This is a genomic window from Roseibium sp. SCP14 (assembly GCF_040329475.1).
Lineage (GTDB): Bacteria > Pseudomonadota > Alphaproteobacteria > Rhizobiales > Stappiaceae > Roseibium.
In genome coordinates this window covers 780,774-806,275 of record NZ_JBDZYH010000002.1, presented here as the reverse complement: position 1 = coordinate 806,275, position 25,502 = coordinate 780,774, and the positions used below count along the sequence as shown (strand labels likewise).

Below are 25,502 nucleotides of genomic sequence, written 5' to 3'. Positions count from 1 at the left end.
ATGTCTGGCGTCACGCTGACCAATGCCATCAAGAGATATGGCGACGTGGAAGTGATCCATGGAGTGGACCTTCAGATAGAACATGGCGAGTTCTGTGTTTTCGTCGGTCCGTCCGGTTGCGGAAAATCCACCTTGCTCAGGATGATCGCCGGGCTGGAGGAAACCACTTCCGGCAGGATACAGATCGGTGGCCGGGAGGTGACAAATGTCGATCCGGCCGAGCGCGGTGTGGCCATGGTGTTTCAGACCTACGCGCTTTATCCGCATATGACGGTTGAAGAGAATATGGGCTTCGGGTTGAAGATGAACGGTCATCCGAAGTCCGAGATCTCCGAGAAGGTTGCCGAAGCCAGCCGGATCCTGAAGCTCGATCCGTATCTGAAACGCAAACCAAAAGCGCTTTCCGGCGGCCAGCGCCAGCGCGTTGCAATCGGCAGGGCCATCGTGCGCGGGCCGGAAGTGTTCCTGTTCGACGAACCGCTTTCCAACCTTGATGCCGAGCTGCGTGTGGATATGCGCGTGGAAATCGCCCGCCTGCACAAGGATATCGGCGCGACCATGATCTACGTGACGCACGATCAGGTCGAGGCCATGACCCTGGCCGATAAGATTGTGGTTCTGCGCGGTGGCAACATCGAGCAGGTCGGCTCGCCGATGAAGCTCTATTCCGATCCGGACAACAAATTCGTTGCCGGGTTCATCGGCTCGCCGAGCATGAACTTCGTCGATGGGATTGCCGATGATGGCGCAGTGATTGTTCCTGCGTTTGGCGATGTCAAAGTGCCGACCTCCGTTGCGTTGCCGGCGAAGGGTGAAAAAGTGCTGGTTGGTCTGCGGCCACAGCATCTGAACATTTCCGAGAGTGTCGACGGGGCCAAGGTCGACCTTTGCGAACAGCTTGGTGGCGTTGCCTATTCCTATCTCATTTGCCCGACAGGAGAGAGGATCATCGTTGAGACCAAGGGTGAGGAGGCGCCGATTTCGGAAGGATCTGTTGCCGTCTCATTCGACCCTGCGTCGGCCTTTTTCTTCGATCCGCAGAGTGAGCAGCGGCTGCGGTAATCTGCCGGAAATCGCTTTCCTGAATGACGTCGCTCCCTTTCTCGCCTGGGGCAGGCAACGCCAATGCGAGAGGGAAATCGTCAAGACATCTGCCTGCAATCCGTGATTGAATGTCCGGCATTGTGATGTTTGGGGGATATGCAGATGTCGATGATTGAAGGGCGGCGCTATTTTCTGCTGCCATTGGTGATGTTGGGAGTGATTGCAGGACACGCAATCCCGGGCGACGCACAGGAGGTGACCCAGGTCGCATTCCCAAGCGCCACGACACCGCCAAGCAAGTTCAAGATCCGGCAGGCAAAGGCGAAGGGCATCGAGCTGAAGCCAGAGCCGGGTTTTCCGATCCAGGGCAGGCTGCGTACCCCAGATGGGTCCGGGCCGTTTCCGGCTCTGGTGCTGCTTCACGACTGCCAGGGGATACAGGAATTCCAGGACAATTGGGCGGAGACCTTTGTTCTGGCCGGATTTGCAACGCTGCAGGTGGACAGCTTTACTCCCCGCTCAGTGTCAGGAACGTGCGAAGATGTCTTGGGAGAAGGCGTCAGCGGTCTGGGCGGAGAGCGTGTAATGGATGCCTTTGGCGCTCTGCTCTACCTCAAACAACACCCAAAGATTGATCCTGAGAGGATCAGTGCGGTCGGGTGGTCGAGAAGCTCAACGACCGGCAGTGCGCTCAGAGATGGTTCGCGCCAGTTCTTTCAACAGGGTTTCAAGGCGGTCGTGTCGTTCTATCCGAATTGCAAGTCCGTCGCATCGGCCACGTTCGCCGACCCTATTCTGATCCTGAATGCCGGCAACAACGATTGGACCCAGTCTGAGCTTTGCTCTTCCCTTGGTGAAGCTGATCCGAATGTCGAGATTCTTGAATTGCCGACAGCCTTTCAAGGGTTTGATGACCCGAAATGGGGTGCCAAAACCGTCATGTCCGAATACCAGAACACGCTCAAAAGCCCTACATTCGGCGTGACATTCGGGTTTGACGAGTCCGCAAGGCAACAGGCTGAGACTGCGGTGCTAAAGTTCCTGAATGACAAGATGTGACGAGACCCTGTCGCCGAGCTGATCGCTTTGACAGAGCGGAACGAAGTCGTTGCTGGGAGTTCCTGTGATCCGAGCAATCTTCCCGGCAAGATCTTTGAAGAACCTCGGACCGCGGCAGGCCTGCTGCAGATTTCGTCTTGTATCTGAAACAGTCCATTTGGAGCCTTGTGGCTTGAAACATCGGACATGCTTGCTGGCCGAAAGCTGAAACGGTGAAGGCCGGCTTGGCCTTGCTGATCATCAGGTCCTGACATTGCTGAACTGACGTTGATTGATTATCCGGGCCTCTGGCTGACATTGCTGCGCTGCGCAAACGAAGGCGTTGCTCTTGACATGAATACTGATTCAGGTTTCATATATGGCTCAGCGTCAGGCAAATATCGGCTCAAGCAGTCTGTGGGAGCAGTCTCGATTTTTGTGCCGGCCAGAGCGCTCATTGGGAGGAGAATTCATGACCAAACGTGTTTTCCGTTGGGCTGTGCCGCTATTGGCCGGTTTGAGCCTGGCGGCGGCAGGCACTTCTGGTGCCTCGGCAGAAGATATCAAGATCGCTCACGTCTACGGCAAGACCGGCCCGTTCGAAGCCTATGCCAAGCAGTCCCATACCGGCCTGATGATGGGGCTGGAATATGCGACAGACGGCACGATGGAAATCGATGGCCGCAAGATTGTCGTGATCGAGAAAGACACGCAATTGAAGCCTGACATCGGCAAGGCAGCCCTGGCCGAAGCTTATGGTGACGATGAAGTTGACATCGCAGTCGGTCCGGTCTCTTCAGGCGTGGCTCTCGCGATGCTGCCGGTTGCCGAAGAATATGAAAAGCTGCTGATCGTCGAGCCTGCGGTTGCTGACTCCATCACTGGCGATAACTGGAACCGCTACGTGTTCCGCACGTCGCGCAACTCTTCCCAGGACGCGATTGCAAATGCGGTCGCACTCGGTCAGGAAGGCGTTTCAATCGCAACGCTTGCACAGGATTACGCCTTCGGCCGTGATGGTGTTGCCGCGTTCAAGGAAGCGCTTGATGGTACCGGCGCCAAGCTTGTGTTCGAGGAATATGCGCCGACCGACACCAAGGACTTTACCGCCAATGCGCAGCGCATTTTCGACGCTTTGAAAGACGAGCCGGGCCGCAAGTTTCTGTTCGTGATCTGGGCCGGTGGTGGCAATCCGATCAGCAAGATCAAGGCGATGGAGCCGGAGCGCTTCGGTGTCGAGATAGCGACAGGTGGCAATATCCTGGCGGCCATGAAGGCTTACAAGGACCTTCCGGGCATGGAAGGGGCAACGTATTACTACTACGAGATCCCCAAGAACCCGGTGAATGACTGGCTGGTTTCTGAGCACCAGAAGCGTTTCGATGCTCCGCCGGACTTCTTCACCGCAGGCGGAATGTCCGCCGGGATCGCGATTGTCGACGCCATTCGCAAGGCAGGGTCAACGGAAACCGAAGACCTGATCACCGCGATGGAAGGCATGGAATTCGAGACGCCGAAGGGCAAGATGGTATTCCGCGCAGAAGATCACCAGGCGCTGCAGCCCATGTACCACTTCAAGATCAAGGTGGACCCGAATGTCGAATGGGGCATTCCGGAACTGGTGCGCGAACTGAAAATCGAAGACATGAATATTCCGGTTCGCAACCAGTAAGACTTCGGTCGGGCATCACGGCCCACAGCGGGCCGTGGCGAAGCCTCAACCAATCAGGTCCCATTGAACAGTCACCTCATCCGGCTGGTATGTTAAAAGCCAGCCGGACCAGCTTCCGCTTGTCCATTTCCACTCAGACAGGAACCTTTGCCGTGGCCAAGGAACATCCCATTCTCGAGACCAGGGACCTAACCATCCGTTTTGGAGGGCATGTGGCGGTCGATCATGTGGCCTGCAGTTTCGACCGAGGCACACTGACGGCGATTGTCGGGCCGAACGGCGCCGGAAAGACCACTTACTTCAACCTGATATCCGGGCAGTTGCCTGCCACCAACGGACAGGTTCTTCTGAATGGCGAAGACATCACCAGAATGCCGGTTCCCGAAAGGACCGACCGCGGCATCGGCAGGGCATTTCAGCTAACGAATCTGTTCCCGACCCTCAGCGTTCGGGAAAATGTGCGCCTTGTCGTTCAGGCAAAGGCGCGCAAGGGTTTTGATCTGTTTTCGATTGCAGAAAGCCACATCGAGTTGTTGGAGCGGGCCGATCACGTTCTTGCAGAAGTGAGACTGATCGATCAGGCCGATCAGATCGTCTCCGCGCTACCCCATGGTGACCAGCGCAAGCTGGAAGTCGCCCTTCTGATCGCACTCGGTCCGCAGGTTCTGATGTTCGATGAACCGACGGCAGGCATGAGTGTTGATGAAGTGCCGGTTATTCTGGACCTGATTCAGAAACTGAAAGCGGACATGGACCGGACAATCTTGCTGGTAGAACACAAGATGGATGTCATCCGCAGTCTTGCTGACCGGATCATCGTTCTGCACAACGGTGCTTTGGTGGCCGACGGTGAGCCGGCGGAGGTCATTGCGTTGCCCGTTGTCCAGGAAGCCTATCTCGGCAAAGCGCCGGAGGCAGCGTGATGACAGATATGCTTCTTGCTCTGTCCGGCGTTCACACGCATATCGGTCCTTATCACATTCTTCAGGGTGTTGATCTCGAAGTGCCGGAAGGCGGAGTGACGGTTCTTCTTGGCCGAAACGGTGCGGGCAAGACCACGACGCTTCGCACCATCATGGGGCTCTGGACCGCCAGTCAGGGCGAGGTCCGTTTCGAGGATCATGTCATTACCAGGCTGGATACACCGGAAATCTCCCGGCGCGGTATCGCCTTCGTTCCGGAGGACATGGGCATTTTCACGGATCTGAGCGTTGAGGAAAACATGATCCTTGCGGCTGCAAACGGACCGCTTGATGCCAAGCGTCTTCAATGGATCAAGGAGCTGTTTCCTCCAATCGGCACGTTCTGGAACGCGTCTGCCGGAACTCTTTCGGGCGGACAGAAGCAGATGCTGTCTGTTGCGCGGGCGATCATCGAACCGCGTCGTCTGATCCTTATCGACGAGCCGACGAAAGGGCTCGCACCGGCGATCATCAAGGCGATGACCGATGCCTTGCGTGAGCTGAAGGAAACAGACACGACCATCCTGCTGGTGGAACAGAATTTCGCCATGGCCTCGAATATCGGCGACACCGTCGCCGTGATGGATGACGGCCGCATCATTCATTCAGGGTCCATGCAAGAACTCGTCAACGACGCTGCCTTGCAGGAAAAGCTGATGGGCCTGAGCCTGGAGGCGCATCAATGAGCGATACCGCGATCAAACCTCGCATCGAGAAGGTTCCGTTCAAGGAACAGTTTTTTCAAAAGCTTCCGGTCCTGCTGGTGCCGATACTCGCGGTTGCCGGGTTGGCCGCGATTGGCAATCCGGCCAGTTGGCTGACCCTGACCGTGGCGGGTCTCGCCATGGGCATGATGATCTTCATCATGGCCTCCGGACTTACCGTCGTTTTCGGTTTGATGGACGTGATCAATTTCGGCCATGGGGCTTTTGTGGCGGTCGGTGCCTTTGTCGGCTTCACCGTTCTGGCGTGGCTGGCGGGCTGGACCGCCTCGCCGAGCGTCATGCTGAACCTGACGGCAGTTCTGATCGCCATTCTGGCCGCCATGCTGGTGACCGGTCTGCTTGGATATGCATTCGAACGTGTCATCGTCATGCCCGTTTATGGCGAACACTTGAAACAGATCCTCGTGACAATGGGCGGGCTGATCGTTGCCCAGCAGATGATCCACGTGGTTTGGGGGCCGGACGAGTTGCATATTTCCAGGCCCGAGGCCCTTCAGGGATCGCTGGTGATCGGCGAGGCGGCGATTGAAAAATACCGGCTTGTGGCGGTCGGCATTGGACTGGCGCTGTTTCTGGCTATGCGGCACATCCTGAAGAACACCAAGGTGGGGCTGCTTGTCCGTGCCGGTGTCGAAAACGGCGAAATGGTCGAAGCGCTCGGCTATCGCATCCGCCGCCTGTTCCTGATCGTGTTCATGACCGGATCGGCGCTGGCAGGTCTCGGCGGGGTGATGTGGGGGCTCTATCAGGAGACCATCACGGCCCATATGGGCTCGGAGATCATGGTGCTTGTGTTCATTGTCGTGATTATCGGTGGACTCGGTTCCGTGGAAGGTTGCTTCATCGGTGCGTTGCTTGTCGGACTTCTGGCCAATTACACGGCCTTCCTGGCGCCGAAAGTTGCGCTGATTTCGACCATTGCTCTGATGGTTGTGATTTTGATGTGGCGCCCGCAGGGGCTCTATCCGGTCGTCAAGGCGAAGTAGGAGCGGGAGCCAGACCATGCTGACAAGACTTCTTTCCGGCGACACGCCGCGCAGTGGGCTTTTGACGGTTCTGTTGTTGATCGTCCTCGTTTCGCTTGCCTTTGCGCCTTTCCTGTTTCCCGGCACCAAGTCTCTGGAGACGGCTGCAAGGATCTGCATCTTCATCGTTCTGGTTGCGAGCTATGACCTTCTGCTCGGCTATTCCGGGATCGTGTCTTTCGCGCATACGATGTTTTTCGGCATCGGAGCTTACGGCACGGCCCTGGCACTGAATGCGACCGGGCCAAGTTACTGGTCGCTGATCTGGGGAACTGCGACCGGGGCTGTGGTTGCAGCGCTGTTCGCTCTGGCGATCGGGCTGTTCTCCCTGCGCGTGAAGGCAATCTTCTTTGCCATGGTGACGCTTGCGGTGGCGAGTGCCTTCGCCGTTCTGGTGTCACAGATGTCCTGGTTGACCGGTGGTGAGGACGGGCTCAACTACAAGATCCCGCGCGAGCTGACGCCCGCTTTCAAGTTGGTCAAGGAGAAGGTGTTCGGCGTTCGGATCAACGGTAAGCTGCTTGCCTATTATCTGGTTTTCTTTGCTTCCGCGGTCCTGTTTCTGGTCATGCTGCGGATCGTCAACTCGCCATTCGGCCGGACCTTGAAAGCTGTTCGGGACAATGCATTCCGGGCTGAGGCCATCGGCTACAGGGTCGTCTGGTACAGAACCACCGCCACCGTACTTTCCGCTGTCATGGCGGCGCTTGCCGGGTCTCTGCTGGCCATCTGGCTGCGCTACACCGGCCCGGCAACGACGCTTTCCATGGAAATCATGATCGACATATTGCTGATGGTCGTGATAGGGGGCATGGGCACGCTTTACGGAGCCGTGCTCGGAGCAACGCTGTTCATTCTGGCCCAGACATACCTGCAGAACCTGATGGGTGTCGCGGCTGACGCCACCAGTGCGGTTCCCTTCGTTTCCACGCTTGTTGCGCCTGAACGCTGGCTGCTCTGGCTGGGGGTCTTGTTTATTTTGTCGGTCTATTTCTTCCCGAGCGGAATTGTAGGCAGATTGCGGTCGGGACGTGCGTGAGCAACAACGTGCTTTACATTCGCGATGAGGGGCAAGGACGCCCGATTGTACTTGTTCACGGTTGGTCGTGCCCCGGACAGTTTTTTCAGGCCCAGATGGAAGCGCTTGGATCTAGGGCACGCTGCATCGTTCCGGATCTGCCCGGTCACGGCAAGACTGCCGACCGAGTCCCGATGACTATTGAGGCTGCAGCCGATGAGCTTCACGCTTACCTTGCTGACCAGGAGCTGAACGAGATTATCTTGTGTGGCTGGTCGATGGGAGCGCTGGTTGCTTATTCCATGCTGGAGAGATACGGGTCGAACCGGTTTTCAGCTGTTGTTGTCCTCGATATGTCGCCAAAGGTTCTGAATACGCCTGACTGGCAGAACGGGACCTTGAGTGGGCTCACACCGGAACTCAACGACCACTTCCTGGATGCAATCGTTGCCGACTGGAAGAAGCTTCCGTCCAGGATCGCCAGGCGTCTTTATGCGGAGCACCTGGACCCGGCTCCGCACCTTCTGGAATTTGCGCGTCTCGAAATCGCCAGGGCAGACCCGGCGTTGCTGCGCCCCATGTGGGCGTCACTGACCCGGCAGGACTTTCGCGAAACGCTGAAAACGCTCGAATTGCCCTTTCATCTGGTGGCCGGATTGCAAAGCCAGCTTTATGGTCCTGGTGTCCATCGCTGGCACGAAGAGAACGTTCCGGACTTTCATCTTCATCGTTTCGAGAAATCCGGTCATGCGCCGCAATTGGAAGAACCTGCGCGGTTCAACGAACTGCTGCTACGACTAATCGACCCGTAGTTTCAATGTCCGCCACTGATTTTCGATTTCACGAATTCGATGATCCGGTCGAGAAATGTCAGGACCAGAAAAACCGCAAGCATGCCGACGAAGAAGCGAAGGTCGGCGAGCAGAGTGCCACGGGCAAATTCGTTCGCGCCGATATTGGAATAGGTCCAGACATAGTAGGATATGGCTGCCAGGGCTGCCGTCAGCACCAGTGAAATCAGGATCGTCCGCCAGGCGGGTCCTTGAGTTTCGCCGCTCATTTCAAAACCCTCGCCGTTGCCAGATCGACCTTGAAGACCATCAGATCGTCAAGCCGTTCCACGTCGCCTTCGACCTCGATAAACAGCGCGAGCAGTGGCTTGATTTCATCGCCGAGAAGATTGCCTTCCTTATCCGCCATCAGGAAGAAGTTCCGGTTTTCGACCGGTCCTGAAGAAACGAAGACAGGCGGAATGCCTCCCGTCAGGCAAAGGTCGGCGCAGGCCTTGTGAGCGAGACCCCGTCCCGGACGCATGGCGCCCGCGTAACACTTGCCGTCGCAGATTTCCCCGGTCAGCTTCCATCGTCCGAGGGGAACCGGTTCGGTGGGCATGAAACCTGCGAGCTGTTCTTCGGAAGCGTCGACACGGCCGACCTGGATCATTGTGAGATCACCCCGGTTGACCGGAACCCCGCGCAGACTGACCGAATTGCCTTTGTTGGATTCTGCCTGGTTGAAAACGCCCCGCTTGCCTTGCCCTGAGAGCATGTAGGTCCGCGCAGGGTTGTCTCCTTCTGCAGGAATTCGGAAAACCGGATAGGGCCGCAGCTCCAGAAGACCTGTCTGTTCGAAACGGTTGCCCCACTGGAACCCGCCGTTGCCGGGGTCGTTCTGCGTTGACGAGAGCGCCAGTGCGGCAAGGCCCAGACCGCCGACAAAACACACCGCGAAAACGACAAGGAAGGAAACGAGTTGCTTTGGAACGGTATTCAGGTAGCCGACGTAAAACGGTGCGTCTTTGGTTTGTTTCCAGCTCATGCCGCAGCTCCGATCACAACGGGTTCGACATAGGTCCCCGGCGGTTGGGGATTGGGATCCAGCAACACGGTCGATCCGATCAGCTTCAGGCGGTAGGTCGAAATCTTCTCCGTGAAGGGTTCAGGAGCGCGACCATCCGCAAGATTGTACTGGTAGCCGTGCCAGGGGCAGGTGATACAGCCCCAAAGCACCTTGCCCTCGCCAAGCGGGCCGTTCTGGTGGGCACAGGCGTTTGTAATGGCTGACAGCTTGCCGTCATACTTGAAAATCGCAACGCGCTCGTCTTCCGACAGCGTTACCACCTTGGCACAGTCGTCATCGATCTCGTCGACTTCACCGGCAACGACCCAACCCTGATCCTGCAAGGATTTTTTCGCAGTTTCCTCGCCGCGATCCCGGCGTGCTTCCATGCGTCCCGTTGCAAAATGCAGGCCTGAGACCAGAACCACGCTGGCAGCGACGACACTTGTGAAAATCGGATCGGCCGGTCCTTGCAAAGCTCCGAGAGCCACATGAAGAACAACGAATACGTAGGCCGCATAGATGAACATATGCAGCGCTTTCCAGATTGGTGCTCCAAGAAAACTCAACCAGAAATCATGGCTGGTTGCGGCCAGTATCAGCAGGATGAGAAAGGCTGCAATGCCGAATGTCTCGAACGGAAATCCGAGGATCTGCCCATAGTCGGTGTTGGAGGACAGCAGGGCGACATATTTGTTGGTCGGAGAGAAGCTGTAATACCAGCCGAGAACATAATTGGCGTGGACAGCTGCAATACCTGCCGTCATGACACCGAAATGCCGGCGATTGTAGAGTAACGGCAGAAAACGTCTGTCGAGGCGCGCAAGCGGTCCGATGCACAGGATGATCGTCAGCATCAGGAAAGCGCAGCTGCCGAAGGCGCGCATTCTCAGGATGGCGCCGTCAATCGGCTTGGTCACGTCCTCGAAGGCCGGGGCGAAGCGGATGAAGACGTAGAGATAAAGCGCGACCGCAACCAGCAGTACGGCATCGTAGAACATCTTGTTCCGGTTCCAGATGACCGGCATGTATTGAACGCTCATTGAGCCCCCTCTGAGCTGTTCTCGTCACCTGCCGGAGCTTCGATGAGGATGGCCGGGCGATCTGCCGGTGGCGTTTGGCGCAGGGCAAGGATCGTGAAAAAGGCAAGCGGCAGCAGCACCACAAGTATGGTCCAGATTCGGGCATGCGCAGTACGGTGAGCCCGTTTCATCGGCGATCCTCCCCGTATTTTTCAAGCACGTACCATCGATAAAGAACGAGTGGCCAGATCAGGCAGATACCGGGAATGAGCAGGGGGCGGAAAGCGTAGGACCCGCGCGCGGAGGGTTCCACACGGTCAACGCCAATGACCAGGAACAGGGCTGCGACAACACCACCTGCCATCAGGTAGTAGTAGCCGATGTCGATCAGAAATGCGGCAGTCTGCAAAGCACTCCCCCAACCAAATTGGTCTCTGCAAGCTTGTCATCCCAGCGTAAGCCGAGATGACAGGTTAGTCCCAACATTATCATCACACCAAATCCGCGTCGGTGATGATTTCCACAAGTGAAGGTCCGTCATGGGCAATCGCGGCACCAATGGCCTCCCTCAGTTCCGAGGCGTCGGTCACCCGGTGACCGTGCCCGCCGCACAGACGTGCAAAGGCGGCAAAGGACGGATTGGTCAGATTTGTCTCCCAGACCGGCCATTCACCGGAGCGTTGCTCTTTCGAAATCTTGCCGAGTTCGCTGTTGTTCAACAGGATGTGGGTGATGTTCATGCCGTATTTGACGGCGGTGGTGAATTCCATCGCGTACTGGCCGAAGCCGCCGTCACCGGATATCGAGATCACCTTCCGGCCCCTGAACTGATCGAAGTCCTGCGTCGCGCACCAGGCACCGAGCGCGGCAGGCAGACTGAACCCGATGGATCCGAGGTAACCTGACATCAGAATACGCTGACCGCGCGGTTCGAAGTAGCGACCGAAGGAGTAGGTGTTGTTGCCGACATCCACCGGAATGATCGCATCTTCCGGGCAAAGTTCGGTCAGGGCCTTGAAGACGGCGGCGGAATGAATGCCCTGGCCGTGATCCTCCGTGAGACGGGTTTCCTTTTCCTCACGCCAGATCACCCAGCGTTCGGCAAGTTCCTTCACCTGGTCCGGAGCATCGGCGGACTTGCCGACCTTGTCGAGGATCGCGGAACAGAAGGTTCCGATTTCACCCCAGACCGGCAAGGTGACCGGGTGGAACTTGCCGAGCTGCATCCGCTCGAAATCCACCTGAATGATCGGCTTGTAAGGGGCGATGCCGGTGTGATTGGCGAAAGACGAGCCGAGCGAGATGATCAGGTCGGCTTCGTTCATGAACCAGCTGGCGATCGGCGTCCCGGACCTGCCGAGCACACCGGCGGCCAGCGGGTGGGTGTCAGGAATAAGGCCCTTGCCCTTGAAGGTGGTCAGCACCGGGGCGCCTATCTTTTCCGCAAGTGCGATGACCTTGTCACGGACGTCTTTGGCGCCGTATCCCAGCACAATCGTCGGGCGTTTTGCCTCATTGATCATTTCAACGGCCCTGGCGAGGTCGCTGGCCGACGGAGAGACTTCGGTGCCACCAAGACGTCCTTCCGGATGCCCGGCCTTCTGATTGCTTGGAAGTGTCTGGACGTCGTCGGGGAAAATCAGATTGGATACATCCCTTTCCACCAGCGCCGTCTTGAGAGCCAAAGACATCAGTTCAGCATGGTTGGAGGTGCTGAGGACCGGTTGCGAAAACCTGGAGACCGCTTCAAAGGCCGACTTCAGATCAATGTCCTGGAAGGCGCCCGGACCAAAAACCTGTGTCTGGACCTGGCCGGTGAGGGCGAGGACGGGAGCGCGGTCAACTTTCGCATCCCAAAGTCCGGTCAGAAGGTTGGTCGCACCCGGTCCGGCAATGGTCAGGCAGCCGGCCGGTTTGCCGGTAAGTTTGCCGTAGGCGGAAGCGGCGAAGGCGGCAGCGCCCTCATGGCGGATGCCGACGTAACCGAGGTTACCTTTGTTCACCTGCAGGCGAATTGCATCCGCCAGGCCAAGATTGGAATGGCCAACCATGCCGAAAATGCGTTTGACGCCCCAGTTGACCATGGTTTCGGCCATGACATCGGTCGCGGTGCGTTCGTGTTCGGGTTCCGGCTCCAGCCCAACGAAGATTTCGCCGTCTTCGATCTTGAGCGGGAAAATCTTCTGACCGCTGTCTTCATGGCCCCCCGGAGGAGCGCCGGTCAACGGATCGAAGTCCCAGCCGTGCCAGGGGCAGCGGATCCAGCATTTGCCGTCGGTACCTTCTTCGATGGAACCTTCGCCTAGCGGTCCGCGCTGATGCGGGCAGTGATTGTCCATTGCAGCCCATTGGCCGTCAAAATGTGACAGGCAGATCGATGTGGTTCGCGCGGTCACCGTTTTAACGCGGCCCTCCGGCAGATCGTCCACGTGACCCACCTTGATCCAATCGAGATTTTGAGCGTCCATTTCGTCCTCCCTCAATTGATCAGGCAACACCGCCATAGGCAACGCCCGCCAAGTCCGCCATTTCGCGTTTCCAGGTGGTCAGGTCTTCCAGGCGGAACTGATTGAGATGAGAGTAGCCGCAGGCGCGTGCCATCACCTGCATCAGTTCAACCGAAGCTTCAAAGAAGTTGGTGAGTTGCCGGGCGGACTTCTCAATCTGCAGCCTGTTCACCAAATGCGGTTTCTGCGTGGCGATGCCGACCGGGCAGTTGTTTGTGTGACAGGCACGCATGGCGATGCAGCCGATGGCCTGCATGGCGGAATTGGAAACCGCGATCGCATCCGCGCCAAGTGCCAGTGCCTTGACGAAGTCGGCCGGTTTTCTCAATCCCCCGGTGATCACAAGGGTGATGTCGGGGCGACCGAGACCGTCCAGGTGACGTCGGGCCCGGGCAAGGGCCGGGATCGTCGGCACCGAGATATTGTCCCTGAAGATGATCGGCGCTGCTCCTGTGCCGCCGCCGCGGCCATCCAGAATGATGTAATCGACACCCACTTCCAGGGCGGCGTCAATGTCCTTTTCGATATGCTGCGCAGAAAGCTTGTAGCCGATGGGAATGCCCCCGGTCCGGCTGCGGACCTCATCGGCAAATTCCTTTATTTGCGAGACCTCCGTCCAATCCGGGAAACGTGGCGGAGAAATCGCGTCTTCGCCTTCGTTCAATCCGCGCACGTCTGCAATTTTTCCCTTTACCTTTGCACCGGGCAGATGGCCGCCGGTGCCGGTCTTTGCACCCTGACCACCTTTGAAGTGAAAAGCCTGTACCTTGCCGAGCTTGTCCCACTCGAAACCGAAGCGGGCGGAAGCCAGTTCATAGAAGTAGCGGGAATTTGCTTCCTGTTCTTCCGGCAGCATGCCGCCTTCACCTGAACAGATGCCTGTCCCGGCGAGCTCGGCTCCACGGGCCAGCGCCACTTTTGCCGGTTCCGACAAAGCGCCGAAACTCATGTCCGATACGAGAAGGGGGATCTTGAGCCGCAGTGGCTTCTGGGCGTTCGGACCGATGACGACTTCCGTGTCGACCGGATCGTTGTCCAGCAAGGGCGGGCGGTGAAGCTGTGCTGTGAGGATCTGGATATCGTCCCAGTCCGGCAGCTGGGTGCGGGGGACACCCATCGCATCGACCCGGCCATGGTGACCTGTTTTGCTCAACCCGTCGCGGGCGTATTGCTGGATCAGGCCGTTGTAAGGCTCTTCTTCCGTGCCGTGGCTGGTGTCGGCGTAAAGGCCGAGATAAGCCTCGCGATTGAAGGGTTGCGGGTGGTCATTGGCCCAGGCTGCGACTTCCTCTTCATCAACCAGGACATCGTCACCTTCAACCCAGCTGGTGAATTTCGGCAGGGCTTCGGAGTTGTTGTATTCGGAGACGCCGCTGTCGAGCCGGTAGTCCCAGTAATGAACGCCGCAAATCAGATTGTCTCCGTCGACATAACCGTCGGACATCAACGCGCCGCGGTGAAGGCAGCGGCCGTAAAAGACCGATATGTCTTCGTCAAATCGGACCACCACCAGATCAACATCGGCCACGAGCGCATATTGCGGTTCCCGGTCCGGCAAGGTGCTCAGTTTCGCAACAACTTGTTTTTTCATTTCTTCCCCCGGCTAATGGCCTCTAGTTGGTGAGCGGCCTTGGCTGAATGGTCTTTTGTCTTGTGATGCGGCGGTCAGTCCGTTGGCATCTGGGGTCGCATGGGCGGTGCTTCCGCCATTTCCGCAGCTCCTTCCCGTGCCGACATACGAGTACCGTACCACTTTGCGAGTGGAACCGCGGTAATGCCGTGCAAGACCGCGCTGATCCAGACCGCATTGACGGCGAGATTCAGAAGCTGTTCGCCGATCTCGTGGTCGATCTGATCCACGATCAGCAGAGCAAAGAGCGCCGTGGCAAGGCCACGTGGGCCGAACCAGCCGAAAAACAGTTTGGTGAGCGGAGCGGCGTCGGTGCCGGTCAATGACAGCCAGACGGCGAGCGGACGTACGACAAAGAGACTGACCAGGATGATGATCAATGTAGCTGCATCGAGATGGGCAATGGCGTCCGGCAACAGGGCCAGTCCGATCAGGAAAAAAGCTCCCCAGGACAGCATCTGCCCTTCGCTTTCGGTGAACTCGTAGATAAAGGCGCATTGACCCTTGATGACGTTGCCGAAAAACAGTCCGGCGATGAATGCGGAGATAAAGCCGTTTCCGTCCACCATTCCCGCTGCCAGGTAAGCTCCGCCTGCCATGGCGATGGCGCCGATGCCCTCAATGGTCGCGGTGGTCATCTTTCGGTGCTTTGCAGCCAGAAACAGAATTCCGCCAACCGCGCCGGTGATCCCGCCGACAAGCGGTCCAAACACCAGCTGCTTGGCACCGAAAAGCAACCAGTTGGTTGTGTCCTGGTGCATCATTTCAGCGGTCAGGCTGGCAAAGAGCAGGATGACCGGCAACGCAAGCCCGTCGTTCAGGCCGCTTTCAAGTGTCAGAGCACGGCGAACCCGCTCGGGCACGGCTTTGTTGGTCACGACTGCCTGGCCGAGTGCTGCGTCCGTTGGCGCGAGAAGAGCGGCGGCAAGGGCGGCGACAATAAGCGGATAGGCAGACAGGAAGGGCGCTGCGGCTGCGGTGCCGATAACGATTGCAAGCGGCAGACCGATAACCAGCATGCGCAGGGGCCATTGATGGCGTTCGCGCAGGGCCTGCAGGTTGATCTGGGCCGCGTCCAGAAACAGCAATATGATCAGGGCAAGTTCGGCAACGATGTGCAGCAGGTGCTCGGCTTCTGCAAGCGGCATCAGGCCGGTTTGAGCCATGACGTAACCGAAGCCGATAAACAGAATCGGGGCAGTCAGGATGCCGTTGGACAGGGTTTTGGCCAGCAAGGTGTAACAGACCGTAAACATTGCCAGCATCAAAAGACCGGTGGCCATATACGTTCTCTCTCCCAAAGCCCACGGCGGTATAAGGACAGGGCAGTGACGCCATTTCAAATCATAAGCCGATGACACTCGCGTGTGACAATCGTGATTTTCCGCAAGGGTAGCTTTCGAAGTTCCGCCTCGCCGGAGACTGCTGAGCCGAACACCCTGCGAACGTTATTGTCTGTGCGCCATTTGTCGGAGAATGCGGTGCCCTTTCTCGGGCTGGCTGGCAATTTCCAGTATCAGCTTTTTGCGAACCGCATCGGCAAATGTCTCCGGACTGTCGGCGGTTACCACAAAAGCGGCAGGTCCTCCGATGATGTCGCTATAGAACCGTTCTTCCAGGTCATAGGAGACCGGACGGCCGGAGCAGTGGCGGCATAGAACCGCCAGACCGTTGATGACGATGCCTGAAGAAACGACGGTTTGCCTTGCTTCTTCGATGGTCGGGCCGTTCCAGTTGTTGGCGCTGTCGGCCGACAGATCGATCACACGTCGCAGTCCCTGAAAGTCGTTTCCGTCGATCAGCTCCTTGCCCTTCAGCAATGCTGCGCCGATTGCGTTGCGCCCGTAAGCCCGCCTCGGGGCCTCCATCAGCTTGCCTGCGAATTCCTGCGCCGAAGACAAGCCGTCGATCACAGTCCATTCGACAACGACGTCCTGCGAGAGCAGGTCTCCCCACTCGACATAGGTGATGGCGATCTTTCCATAACCGTTGCCGGCAATGGCATTCAGCACTGACGGATCCGTGATCGCTTCGGCATAGCCGGATCTCTGGAAGCGGATTTCGGCATCATCGATCGAGCCGGTTGCGTCAGCGAGCAAGACCAGTTCCAGATCAAGTTCTTCCGACAGGGAGGGATTCGCGAGCGCTAGAATCCAGATTGCAACAACAACGAAAACCCGCATCTCTTTTCGCTCCCTTCATAAACGCACTCTCAAGTAGCTAGGGCAGGGGGGAGAAAAAGGAAAAGGAGCGTTGTTGGATTCCCGAGCTACGGCAAGGGATTGTCCGCCGGCATTCACTGTCAGTTCCAGGTCATTGCAGGACTTGATCCACTGCTCTCTGGTCTAGCTCCGACGGGTATAAGAGACTTACGAATGGCTGCTCTGTTGTCATTCCTGCGAAGGCAGGAAACCAGTAAACACAAAGGTTTGCGGTTCAAACTGACACCGGGGCTACTGGATCCCGGCCTTACGCTACGCTTCAGCCGGGATGACAAATACGGTGAGTTTGTATTGTATCACGTAAACAAGAAACTGAAGTTATCCAAATGATATCTGTATGTTAACGGGACGGCAGCGATCTAAACCGGACTGCAGTAGGCTTGACCTTGCAATCCAGGCCATTTCGTCTCCCCTTGTACAGTTCGAGTTCGTTTATTGGACAGGGTATGGATTGCAGGATCAAGTTCTGCAATGACCGAAATTGTGGGTCCGCGCAGACGAACCACTCAAAAACAGGACAGTCAGAAATCAAAAAACCCGTCCTGTTGCCAAGGCGGGTTGATCGAATTCTCTTTGATTGCCGTTACGCGACGGCGCGGGCCAATGCGCACTGAGACCACAGGTCGTTGATCGCGTTGGCCAGATGTTCGATGTCCGCATCTGTGTGCAGTGGTGTCGGGGTGAACCGCAGGCGCTCGGTGCCGACCGGAACGGTCGGGTAGTTGATCGGCTGAACGTAGATGCCGTAGGTCTCCAGAAGAATGTCGGAGATCCATTTGCATTTCTTGGCATCACCCACCATCACCGGAACGATGTGGCTCGGATTCTCCATATGCGGGATGCCACGCTTGTCGAGCGCCGCACGAACCTGAGCGACCCGGTCCTTATGCGCCTTGCGCTCGAAAGGACTGTCCTTGAGATGCCGGATGGAGGCAGCAGCGCCTGCGGCCAGTGCAGGCGGCAGCGCCGTTGTGAAGATGAAGCCTGAAGCAAAGGAACGGATGAAGTCGACAACCGTCCTGGAGCCGGTGATGTAGCCACCCATGACACCGAATGCCTTGCCAAGCGTTCCTTCGATGATTGTCAGACGGTCCATCAGGCCTTCACGTTCGGCAACACCGCCGCCGCGGGGGCCGTACATGCCGACCGCATGAACTTCGTCCAGATAGGTCATGGCGCCGAACTTGTCGGCGACATCGCAGATTTCCCTGATCGGCGCGATGTCCCCGTCCATGGAGTAGACGCTTTCGAATGCGACCAGCTTCGGCGCGTCCGGATCGTCGGCAGCCATCAGGCGCTCCAGATCGGCAACGTCGTTGTGCTTGAAGATGCGCTTTTCGGCGCGAGAGTGGCGGATGCCCTCGATCATCGAAGCGTGGTTCAGGCTGTCGGAATAAACGATCATGCCCGGAACCTGAGATGCAAGCGTGCCAAGTGCCGCCCAGTTGGAGACGTAACCTGATGTGAAGATCAGGGCCGCTTCCTTGGCATGCAGATCCGCCAGTTCCTGTTCCAGAAGCACATGATAGTGATTGGTGCCGGAAATGTTGCGGGTGCCACCTGCACCTGCGCCGCATTTCGCGAGAACGTCCTGCATCGCTCCGACGACCTTTTCATGCTGGCCCATGCCGAGATAGTCGTTGGAACACCAGACGGTCACATCCTGAACGGTGCCATCTTCGCGGTAGCGTTTGGCGCGGGGGAAGTCGCCGGACTGTCGTTCCAGGTCGGCGAAGATCCGGTAATTGCCATTGTCATGAAGTTTATTAAGGCGCTCTTCGAGATACGCATTCACGTCCATGATACCGGTCCTCTTTCGCTGGCCCTTGCCAGCGCCTCTCATTATGTGCCGCCCTATTCGCGTCCAGGCGGCTTTTCACGTCCGAGACCTTGCAGCGATGTTTCAGCCTAGCAGGTAACTTTTAGCTATTCAAAACTGCATTACCAAACTTTTATCCTTGATCAAGGTCAATTGGCGTTGATGCGTCCAAAAGTCATAGCCGGAAAATTGCCGGGAATGCGTCTGATTTTGCTTGGTGATTGTCGCTCGGCTGAGAGTGGAAAATTAGTCGGATTTTTCGAGCAAGTGTTTAAAGCTGAAGCTGTAGATCTGCCTCAGACGCGAACAGAATCGGCAAAAGCTCTCTTTCCTTGTCAGGTTCTTGAACAGTCCGGCGCGTGTCACAGACGGTAATGCTCCGGTCTCGCTCAGCATTTAACCACTGGCTCGCTCAAAGAATTTCTTGCTTTCACACCATAAACATGAATACTGATTCATGTTTCATGAACTTGGGAGGAACCGGACGTGGGAAAATCGGCCGGACAAGCAGAAGCGCATCGACAGGCGCCGGGAAACCAGCCCAAAACAGCGCGGGGAGAAGCAACGCGCAAGGCGATACTGGGCGCAGCCGAGCGGGTTATCGGGGCCAAAGGGTATAACGACGCCTCCATCGGCCACATTACCAGTGAGGCCGGTGTCGCCCAAGGAACGTTCTATATCTATTTCAAAACCAAGGAGGAGGTTTTTTCCGAACTGGTTCTGGAAATGGGACGCCTGGTTCGGCACACAATTGCCGAAGCAACCCAGGACATAGAAAACAGACTTGACGCGGAAAAAGCCGGTCTTCAGGCGTTTCTGGAGTTTGTTCGCGCGCATCCGGATCTCTACAGGATTGTTCAGGAAGCACTCTTTGTCGATCCGGAAGCCTATCACGAATATTACGTCACCTTCTCCGCCGGGTACTGCAGCGGGCTCTCAGCTGCCGAAAAGGCCGGGCAGATCTCGAAGGGCGACGTGGAGACGCGCGCCTGGGCGCTCATGGGCATCGCGCGTGCCCTCGGCGAACAGTTGATTGTCTTCAAATCGGAAAAATCGATCCGAGAAATCGTCGACACTGCCTATGACCTGATTGCCAACGGTCTGAAGCCGTGAGAGGCCGGACATGAGCATGGTTGAAGCCGAGAGCAGGCAAGGAGCGCTCTGGCTGTGGTTGGACCGTCCGCAGCGCCACAATGCTCTCGTGCCCGAACTGCTCGCCGCCTTGCGGGCCGCAATTGCGGCGGCTCTTCAGGAGCAGCCGGTTGCATTGGTTCTATCGGGACGCGGACCAAGCTTTTCAACCGGGGGTGATATTTCCGGATTTCTGGCGAATGCGTCTTCGCGCGAAGAGCTGATTTCCTATTCAGACGGTCTGGTGACGGAGCTGCATGAAGCACTCCTGGACCTTCTTGCCTTTCCTGCCCCCGTCCTTGCAGCCGTCAATGGACCTGTCACGGGCGGGTCAACCGGCCTGATGCTGGCCGCTGATATGGTGGCGATGTCGGATCAGGCCTTTGTTCAACCCTATTATTCTGAAGTCGGTTTCGGGCCGGACGGCGGTTGGACCGCTCTTTTGCCGGAACGGGTCGGAACCGCAAAAGCCTTGCAGATCCAGTATCTGAACGAACGTCTTGCTGCTGCCGAGGCGTTTGAGCTCGGACTGGCAGCAGATGTTTGTACCAGGGCAGAGCTTGAGGCCCGGATTGAAACATGGGTCGACGGGATCGCCGGACGCTACCGGCAAACTCACCGGGCGACCCGCCAGAGCATCTGGGATGATCAGCGTCGCGGTCTGGTACGGCGACGCCTCGAAAAGGAGAAGTCCCGATTTCTTGAATTGGTGGCACGGCCTGAAACCTTGGAAGGCATGCAGAATTTCACCAGGAAACGTGCCTGACAAACGCAATGGAAATTCAAACACCAGGTGTTGGGAGGACACATGGAGTTTCTAACTGACATGGCGGCGAAGCGCGCCGAACTGACACCGGATGCCGTGGCATTTGCCGACCATGAAACCGGCCGCAGTTTTACGTTTTGCGAAATCAACAGCCGGGCAACCAGACTGGGCAACCTGCTTCTGGAAAACGGACTTGAGCGAGGTGACCGTGTCGCGGTGCTTTGCCACAATCATCCGGACTTTTTCGTTCTGCTGTTTGCTGCGCAGAAAACAGGGATCCTGCTGGTGCCGCTCAACTGGCGGCAACCCGCTGCAGAACTGAAGCCGGTGCTAGAGGCCTCGAAGGCGAAACTGATTTTTGCGGATGAGGCTTTTGAAGCCGTTGCGGCAGAACTTGTCCAAGCGACTGAAATCAGCGTATTGCCGATAGGCGCATCAGTGACTGCCAACAGTGCGCTTGATGGACTTCTGCGACATGCCAGCCCTGCCGCGATCGGGTGCGGACGGATCAAAGCCAGTGCGCCCTGGTATCTGCTCTTTACCTCCGGCACAACCGGCCTGCCGAAAGCCGTCATCCAGACAGCGGGCATGGCGTATGCCAATACGATCAACTATTGCCAGGCAACCGGGCTCTCGACCGGTGAAGCGGGGGTCAATTTTCTGCCTCTGTTCCACACGGCCGGGATCAATCTGCCGACATTACCGATATTCCTCAATGGAGGATCCTCGACGATTTTGCGAAAGTTCGATCCCGATATCGTTCTGGGTCTTATCGATCAGGGCAAGGTGAGTTGCTTCTTCGGCGTTCCGGCCATCTATCAGGCAATGTCGCTGGCCTCAGGGATTTCCGGGGTGAACTTTTCCGGCGTCCGTTCCCTCGGCTGCGGTGGGGCTCCTGTTCCCAAACACCTGTTGATCGAGTTTCAGAACCGTGGCGTGACCATTTGCAACGGCATGGGAATGACGGAAACGGGGCCAACGGTCTTTTTGATGGATGCAGGCCATGCAGCCGAAAAGATCGGTTCGGTCGGCAAGCCGCAAATTCTGACCGATGTCCGGTTGGCTGATGGTGACGGCGGGATCGTCGAGGGGCCCGGTGAAGGCGAGCTTCAGTTTCGAGGTCCCAATATTACGCCGGGATATATGGACAACAACGAGGCCACGGCCGCGACATTCACGGTCGACGGTTGGCTCAAGTCGGGCGATGTCGCGCGGCGTGACGAGGATGGCTACTACTACATCGTCGACCGCATCAAGGATATGTACATCTCCGGTGGCGAGAACGTCTATCCGGCTGAAGTTGAAAAGGTTCTCGTCAGTCATCCCGCCATTCTCGAGGCGACCGTCATCGGAGTGCCGGACGAAAAATGGGGTGAAGTTGGCGCTGCCTTTCTGATCGCTCGTCCCGGGGAAAGTCTCGACATCGCCCGTCTGCCGGAATGGTGCCGGACACATCTGGCTCCCTACAAGATCCCGAAAAGCTTTTCCGTTGTTGAAGACATGCCGCGAACGGCTGCGGGAAAAGTGCGCAAGAATATTTTGAAAGACAATTTTTCAACCGCAAAAACTCCGGAGGATGCGTGAGCATGAGCCTCTCCGCCGACACGCTGTCGAGTGCCGTTTTTACCTGGACGCCCCGGCAATCCGATTTCGATGCCTTTGCAACGCTCTCAGGAGACGACAATCCCATCCACGTGGATCCGGAGTTCTCTGCGCGTACCCGCTTCGGCCGCACGGTTTCGCACGGCATGCTGCTTTACACCCGCGTGTTCGGGCATCTTCAGGCTCTGTATCCGGGCCGGAAGCATGTGATGCAGACGTTGATGTTCCCAAACCCTTCCTATGCGGATGAAGAGCTGACGCTTTCGTTTGCCGAAAATCCCGCTGAACCCGGTCAGATCCTGGTGGAAGTCAAGAGAAGCGCGGATGGGGCACTTACCCTGTCGGGAACCTGTAACCTGGGAGATGCTTCATGACCCTGGAACTCGGACAAAAGGCGGAAATCGCCCGGACCTATTCGGAACAGGACATGCGTGATTTTGCGCTGCTGTCGGGCGATTTGGGCAACGTTCCAACAGATGTGCCGGGCCCACTCGTCGGAGGACTGTTCTCCTATCTTCTGGGGGTGGAGTTGCCAGGCCGCGGGACGAATTATCTGAAGCAGAGCCTTGAGTTTCTTGTGCCTGCCCCCGTCGGTCAGGAACTGACGGCGTCGGTCACGATTACGCGTTTGCGTCCGGAGAAGCATCTGGTCGATCTGGAAACCGTTTGTGAAGCGGCCGATGGCACGCGGATCTGTCAGGGTCGCGCTCTGGTTTATGTCGAGGATGTCGGCAAGGAATAGGTTGGCCGTTCCATATTAATTCATTCAACTAAAAGGTTGACTGATGATCTTGTTTGTATTAATTCAACCATATGGTTGAACGAAGGCTTGATGATCAAAAACTCACTGAAATCCTGAAAGCGGTGAGTGATCCGAGGCGACGGGAGCTCCTGACCTTGCTGGTTCAGCACGGTCCGACCCGGGTGACCGATCTTGCAAAGCATTTTGACGTCAGCCTGAATGCGGTGTCGAAGCATATCAAGATCCTGGAAGCGGCGGGGCTGGTGCGCCGCCGGACCGAATGGCGGGAACACCTGATCGAGCCGGATATGGGCCCGGTCAGCGAGATCGACAGATGGTTCCAGGACTTGAGGTCCATCTGGACCCAGCGCCTCGATGCCTTGGACGATATGCTCTCAAGGGAGACAGGCGATGAGTGAATTGAGTGTGGTTGTTTCACGAAAGTTTTCGGCTCCGGCAGAGCGTGTGTTCGATGCCTGGCTTGATCCTGAGATTCTCGCAAGGTTCATGACCCCGGGACCCGATATGAGCGTGCCGAAGGCAACAACCGATCCCAAGGTCGGTGGTGCCTTCGAGATCATCATGCAGGCGGGCGATCAGCAGATCCCTCACAAAGGAATCTACAAGGAAATCAGCCCCCATAGCCGGTTGGTATTCACCTGGGAAAGCCCGTTTTCGGAGCCCGACAGTGTTGTGACGCTTGAGTTTGACGAGGTGGACGGCGGCACGGAGTTGACGCTGACTCACGTCAAGTTTCCTTCCCAGGAAAGCCGGGACAACCATGAAGGCGGTTGGAACCGCATCGTCGACTGTCTGGGCCCCCTCGTTGCAGGCGAAGAGGCCGCCTGACCTGTCTTATTCACCTTCCACCTGACGGGTCTTGGTCGGCCAGAACGCGAAATGCGATGCCAGACGGCTCGCCATGCTGATCGGGGATTTATAGACCCATGCGACTTCCTCACCACCAAGGGCGACATAACTGGCGTCTCCCTTGATCGGGCAGAAAGTGGATTTGGCGACCGGGGTAAATCGGAGCGTCAGATCGCTCTCCGGGATGTAAATCACAGGGTCGTAGACGGTTTTGCCGATCTCCATGACCCGAATTGCATTGACGCTATCCGCCAGCAATGTGTCACCTGCATAAATGCGAACCCGGCGCGGGACATCCTTTATCACCATGAGATGATCCGGATTGTCCGGGTTGCGGATTGCCGTTTCAAATGCGGATGATGTCAGGGCCGTCATTTTGCACTCCTGTAAGATTTGTCCAGAACGTGGTGTCAGGACATTGCGATCGCAAAAGCTCATTTCTAACATTCCCGTGAACACTGTTTTGGCTCGATTTGTGCCGCAGAAGACCGAAATTGATAAAAAGTGCCTTGAAATTCACTTGAAAACAGCGCTCAAACACTTCGAACGCTAGTGAGTTGAAAGGTTGTGACGAGATGGCCCAAAGAACACCAGAGCTGCTGAGGCAGATGTTTCAGCGGGCAGTGGATGTTGCAGACCCGATGCAGAGCCTGTCTGCTCACTTGCCGAAAAAACCGGAAGGCCGTGTTGTTGTCATAGGTGCCGGAAAGGCGTCTGCGAGAATGGCTGAAGCAGTGGAGGCTGCCTGGGGACCGTGTGAGGGGCTGGTGGTTACCCGATATGGATATGCCCGCCCCTGCCAGGGAATCGAAGTTGTGGAAGCCGCTCACCCGGTTCCTGATGAGGCTGGTCTTGTCGCGACGCGGCGCCTGCTGGAACTGCTCGAAGGGTTGGGTGAAGACGACTTTGTTCTGGCTCTCATTTCAGGTGGAGCCTCGGCGCTTCTGACAGCTCCGGCCGGCGACATAACCCTCGCGGAGAAACAGGCGGTCAACCAGAACCTTCTGAGTTCAGGTGCGCCGATCGGTCAGATGAATCTCGTGCGCAAGCATTTGAGCCGGGTGAAGGGAGGGCAGCTTGCAGCGGCGGCCTATCCGGCAAGAATGCTGGCTTTGCTCTTGTCAGACGTTCCCGGGGACGATCCGGCGGAGATCGGATCCGGACCGACAGTCGGGGATGAAAGTTCGACCGACGATGTCACCGCGATCCTGGCGCGCTGGAACGTGGATGTGCCGGCCTCCGTGCGAAAAGCTCTTGAGGGCCCGAGCGGTGTGCTGCGCCCGCAGGATGAAAAGCTCTCGCGGGTGACCAATACGGTCTTCGCAGCACCGTCGCAATCTCTTGAGGCGGCCAAGGTCATGGCCATCGAACACGGGTGCGATGTGGAATTGCTCGGAGATGCCCTGGAGGGCGAAGCGCGGGAAGTTGCACGCGCGCATGCCGAGCTCGCCTTGCTGCGCCAAAGTGAACGAGCCGAGGGTGACCGGCCGCTTGTTCTGCTTTCCGGTGGTGAACTGACTGTCACGCGCACCGGAGACGGAGTTGGTGGACCCAACGCAGAATATTCGCTGGCTCTTGCGCTGGCCCTTGAAGGTGCTGGAGGAATTCATGCCATCGCCTGTGACACGGATGGTGTCGATGGCGCGGCAGAAGTCGCGGGTGCCATGATAGGGCCGGATACCTTGGAAAAGGCGGAGGCCAAGGGAGTGTCTGCAGCCAAGGCATTGGAAAACAACGACGCGCACCGGTTTTTCGAGAAGATTGATGATCAGGTCGTCACGGGTCCTACGTTGACCAATGTGAATGATTTCCGGGCAATCTGGATCGGATGAGCAAGATGCGGATCCAAAAATCGAAAGTCGACAAAT

Annotated in this window: 27 protein-coding genes; 16 read left to right on the top strand and 11 right to left on the bottom strand. The window is 57.3% G+C overall.

Annotated features, from left to right (window positions below):
- The 8 genes from ABLQ08_RS10945 (at window position 1) to ABLQ08_RS10910 (ending at window position 8,296) form a co-directional block, all read left to right on the top strand.
- Complete coding sequence (locus tag ABLQ08_RS10945; protein WP_352941756.1) at window positions 1-1,062, top strand: ABC transporter ATP-binding protein; 1,062 nt, start codon at window positions 1-3, stop codon at window positions 1,060-1,062.
- A gap of 144 nt (window positions 1,063-1,206) precedes the next feature.
- Window positions 1,207-2,103: a dienelactone hydrolase family protein gene (locus ABLQ08_RS10940; RefSeq protein ID WP_352941754.1), complete on the top strand. Its 897-nt coding sequence runs from the start codon at window positions 1,207-1,209 to the stop codon at window positions 2,101-2,103.
- Window positions 2,104-2,554: 451 nt separating this feature from the next.
- The gene (locus ABLQ08_RS10935) at window positions 2,555-3,754 is read left to right on the top strand and encodes a substrate-binding domain-containing protein (protein ID WP_352941751.1); all 1,200 of its coding nucleotides are present in this window, start codon (window positions 2,555-2,557) and stop codon (window positions 3,752-3,754) included.
- Between the two features lie 152 nt (window positions 3,755-3,906).
- Entirely contained in the window at window positions 3,907-4,677 is a 771-nt protein-coding gene (locus ABLQ08_RS10930) for an ABC transporter ATP-binding protein (protein ID WP_352942592.1), read from the top strand.
- Window positions 4,677-5,402 (top strand): ABC transporter ATP-binding protein, encoded by a 726-nt coding sequence (locus ABLQ08_RS10925; protein ID WP_352941748.1) that lies wholly within the window; start codon window positions 4,677-4,679, stop codon window positions 5,400-5,402. The genes ABLQ08_RS10930 and ABLQ08_RS10925 overlap by 1 nt, the downstream gene beginning before the upstream one ends.
- Entirely contained in the window at window positions 5,399-6,427 is a 1,029-nt protein-coding gene (locus ABLQ08_RS10920; RefSeq protein WP_352941745.1) for a branched-chain amino acid ABC transporter permease, read from the top strand. Before ABLQ08_RS10925 ends, ABLQ08_RS10920 begins: the two co-directional genes overlap by 4 nt.
- A gap of 16 nt (window positions 6,428-6,443) precedes the next feature.
- Window positions 6,444-7,505 (top strand): branched-chain amino acid ABC transporter permease, encoded by a 1,062-nt coding sequence (locus tag ABLQ08_RS10915; RefSeq protein ID WP_352941743.1) that lies wholly within the window; start codon window positions 6,444-6,446, stop codon window positions 7,503-7,505.
- Window positions 7,502-8,296 carry an alpha/beta fold hydrolase gene (locus tag ABLQ08_RS10910; protein WP_352941741.1) on the top strand — a complete coding sequence of 265 codons (795 nt, stop codon included), beginning with the start codon at window positions 7,502-7,504 and terminating at the stop codon, window positions 8,294-8,296. Before ABLQ08_RS10915 ends, ABLQ08_RS10910 begins: the two co-directional genes overlap by 4 nt.
- A 2-nt stretch (window positions 8,297-8,298) precedes the next feature.
- Here the strand turns inward: ABLQ08_RS10910 and ABLQ08_RS10905 are convergent, their stop codons facing one another.
- The 10 genes from ABLQ08_RS10905 to hemA form a co-directional block, all read right to left on the bottom strand.
- Complete coding sequence (locus tag ABLQ08_RS10905; protein ID WP_352941739.1) at window positions 8,299-8,544, bottom strand: hypothetical protein; 246 nt, start codon at window positions 8,542-8,544, stop codon at window positions 8,299-8,301.
- On the bottom strand, window positions 8,541-9,302 hold the full coding sequence (locus ABLQ08_RS10900; protein ID WP_352941738.1) for a hypothetical protein: 762 nt from the start codon (window positions 9,300-9,302) through the stop codon (window positions 8,541-8,543). The genes ABLQ08_RS10905 and ABLQ08_RS10900 overlap by 4 nt, the downstream gene beginning before the upstream one ends.
- Window positions 9,299-10,366 (bottom strand): Rieske 2Fe-2S domain-containing protein, encoded by a 1,068-nt coding sequence (locus tag ABLQ08_RS10895; RefSeq protein ID WP_352941735.1) that lies wholly within the window; start codon window positions 10,364-10,366, stop codon window positions 9,299-9,301. The genes ABLQ08_RS10900 and ABLQ08_RS10895 overlap by 4 nt, the downstream gene beginning before the upstream one ends.
- Window positions 10,363-10,536 (bottom strand): hypothetical protein, encoded by a 174-nt coding sequence (locus tag ABLQ08_RS10890; RefSeq protein WP_352941732.1) that lies wholly within the window; start codon window positions 10,534-10,536, stop codon window positions 10,363-10,365. Before ABLQ08_RS10890 ends, ABLQ08_RS10895 begins: the two co-directional genes overlap by 4 nt.
- Complete coding sequence (locus ABLQ08_RS10885) at window positions 10,533-10,754, bottom strand: hypothetical protein (protein ID WP_352941730.1); 222 nt, start codon at window positions 10,752-10,754, stop codon at window positions 10,533-10,535. Before ABLQ08_RS10885 ends, ABLQ08_RS10890 begins: the two co-directional genes overlap by 4 nt.
- Window positions 10,755-10,836: 82 nt before the next feature.
- Entirely contained in the window at window positions 10,837-12,813 is a 1,977-nt protein-coding gene (locus ABLQ08_RS10880) for a thiamine pyrophosphate-dependent enzyme (protein WP_352941727.1), read from the bottom strand.
- Between the two features lie 19 nt (window positions 12,814-12,832).
- The gene (locus tag ABLQ08_RS10875) at window positions 12,833-14,443 is read right to left on the bottom strand and encodes a glutamate synthase-related protein (protein ID WP_352941725.1); all 1,611 of its coding nucleotides are present in this window, start codon (window positions 14,441-14,443) and stop codon (window positions 12,833-12,835) included.
- 74 nt (window positions 14,444-14,517) lie between these two features.
- Window positions 14,518-15,765: a cation:proton antiporter gene (locus ABLQ08_RS10870; protein ID WP_352941723.1), complete on the bottom strand. Its 1,248-nt coding sequence runs from the start codon at window positions 15,763-15,765 to the stop codon at window positions 14,518-14,520.
- Between the two features lie 165 nt (window positions 15,766-15,930).
- Window positions 15,931-16,665 (bottom strand): DUF1194 domain-containing protein, encoded by a 735-nt coding sequence (locus ABLQ08_RS10865; protein ID WP_352941720.1) that lies wholly within the window; start codon window positions 16,663-16,665, stop codon window positions 15,931-15,933.
- 622 nt (window positions 16,666-17,287) lie between these two features.
- A complete protein-coding gene (gene hemA / locus ABLQ08_RS10860; RefSeq protein WP_352941717.1) occupies window positions 17,288-18,505 on the bottom strand; it encodes a 5-aminolevulinate synthase in 1,218 nt (405 codons plus the stop codon).
- Between the two features lie 504 nt (window positions 18,506-19,009).
- On the opposite strand from hemA, the gene ABLQ08_RS10855 reads away from it, so the two are divergent.
- From ABLQ08_RS10855 to ABLQ08_RS10825, 7 genes are all read left to right on the top strand, one after another.
- A complete protein-coding gene (locus tag ABLQ08_RS10855; protein WP_352941714.1) occupies window positions 19,010-19,636 on the top strand; it encodes a TetR/AcrR family transcriptional regulator in 627 nt (208 codons plus the stop codon).
- Between the two features lie 10 nt (window positions 19,637-19,646).
- Window positions 19,647-20,420, top strand: coding sequence for an enoyl-CoA hydratase/isomerase family protein (locus tag ABLQ08_RS10850; protein ID WP_352941712.1), 774 nt, complete (start codon window positions 19,647-19,649; stop codon window positions 20,418-20,420).
- A 42-nt stretch (window positions 20,421-20,462) separates the two neighbouring features.
- Window positions 20,463-22,004 (top strand): AMP-binding protein, encoded by a 1,542-nt coding sequence (locus ABLQ08_RS10845; protein ID WP_352941709.1) that lies wholly within the window; start codon window positions 20,463-20,465, stop codon window positions 22,002-22,004.
- A gap of 2 nt (window positions 22,005-22,006) precedes the next feature.
- Window positions 22,007-22,396, top strand: coding sequence for a MaoC/PaaZ C-terminal domain-containing protein (locus tag ABLQ08_RS10840; protein WP_352941707.1), 390 nt, complete (start codon window positions 22,007-22,009; stop codon window positions 22,394-22,396).
- A complete protein-coding gene (locus ABLQ08_RS10835; RefSeq protein ID WP_352941706.1) occupies window positions 22,393-22,764 on the top strand; it encodes a phosphate acetyltransferase in 372 nt (123 codons plus the stop codon). The genes ABLQ08_RS10840 and ABLQ08_RS10835 overlap by 4 nt, the downstream gene beginning before the upstream one ends.
- Before the next feature lie 71 nt (window positions 22,765-22,835).
- Window positions 22,836-23,183 (top strand): ArsR/SmtB family transcription factor, encoded by a 348-nt coding sequence (locus ABLQ08_RS10830; RefSeq protein WP_352941705.1) that lies wholly within the window; start codon window positions 22,836-22,838, stop codon window positions 23,181-23,183.
- Window positions 23,176-23,613: an SRPBCC family protein gene (locus ABLQ08_RS10825; protein WP_352941703.1), complete on the top strand. Its 438-nt coding sequence runs from the start codon at window positions 23,176-23,178 to the stop codon at window positions 23,611-23,613. Before ABLQ08_RS10830 ends, ABLQ08_RS10825 begins: the two co-directional genes overlap by 8 nt.
- A 6-nt stretch (window positions 23,614-23,619) precedes the next feature.
- On the opposite strand, the gene ABLQ08_RS10820 is transcribed toward ABLQ08_RS10825, so the two are convergent.
- Window positions 23,620-24,009 carry a DUF427 domain-containing protein gene (locus tag ABLQ08_RS10820; RefSeq protein WP_352941701.1) on the bottom strand — a complete coding sequence of 130 codons (390 nt, stop codon included), beginning with the start codon at window positions 24,007-24,009 and terminating at the stop codon, window positions 23,620-23,622.
- 200 nt (window positions 24,010-24,209) lie between these two features.
- Between ABLQ08_RS10820 and ABLQ08_RS10815 the strand changes: the two genes are divergently transcribed.
- Complete coding sequence (locus ABLQ08_RS10815; RefSeq protein ID WP_352941699.1) at window positions 24,210-25,466, top strand: glycerate kinase type-2 family protein; 1,257 nt, start codon at window positions 24,210-24,212, stop codon at window positions 25,464-25,466.
- Window positions 25,467-25,502 lie beyond the last annotated feature (36 nt).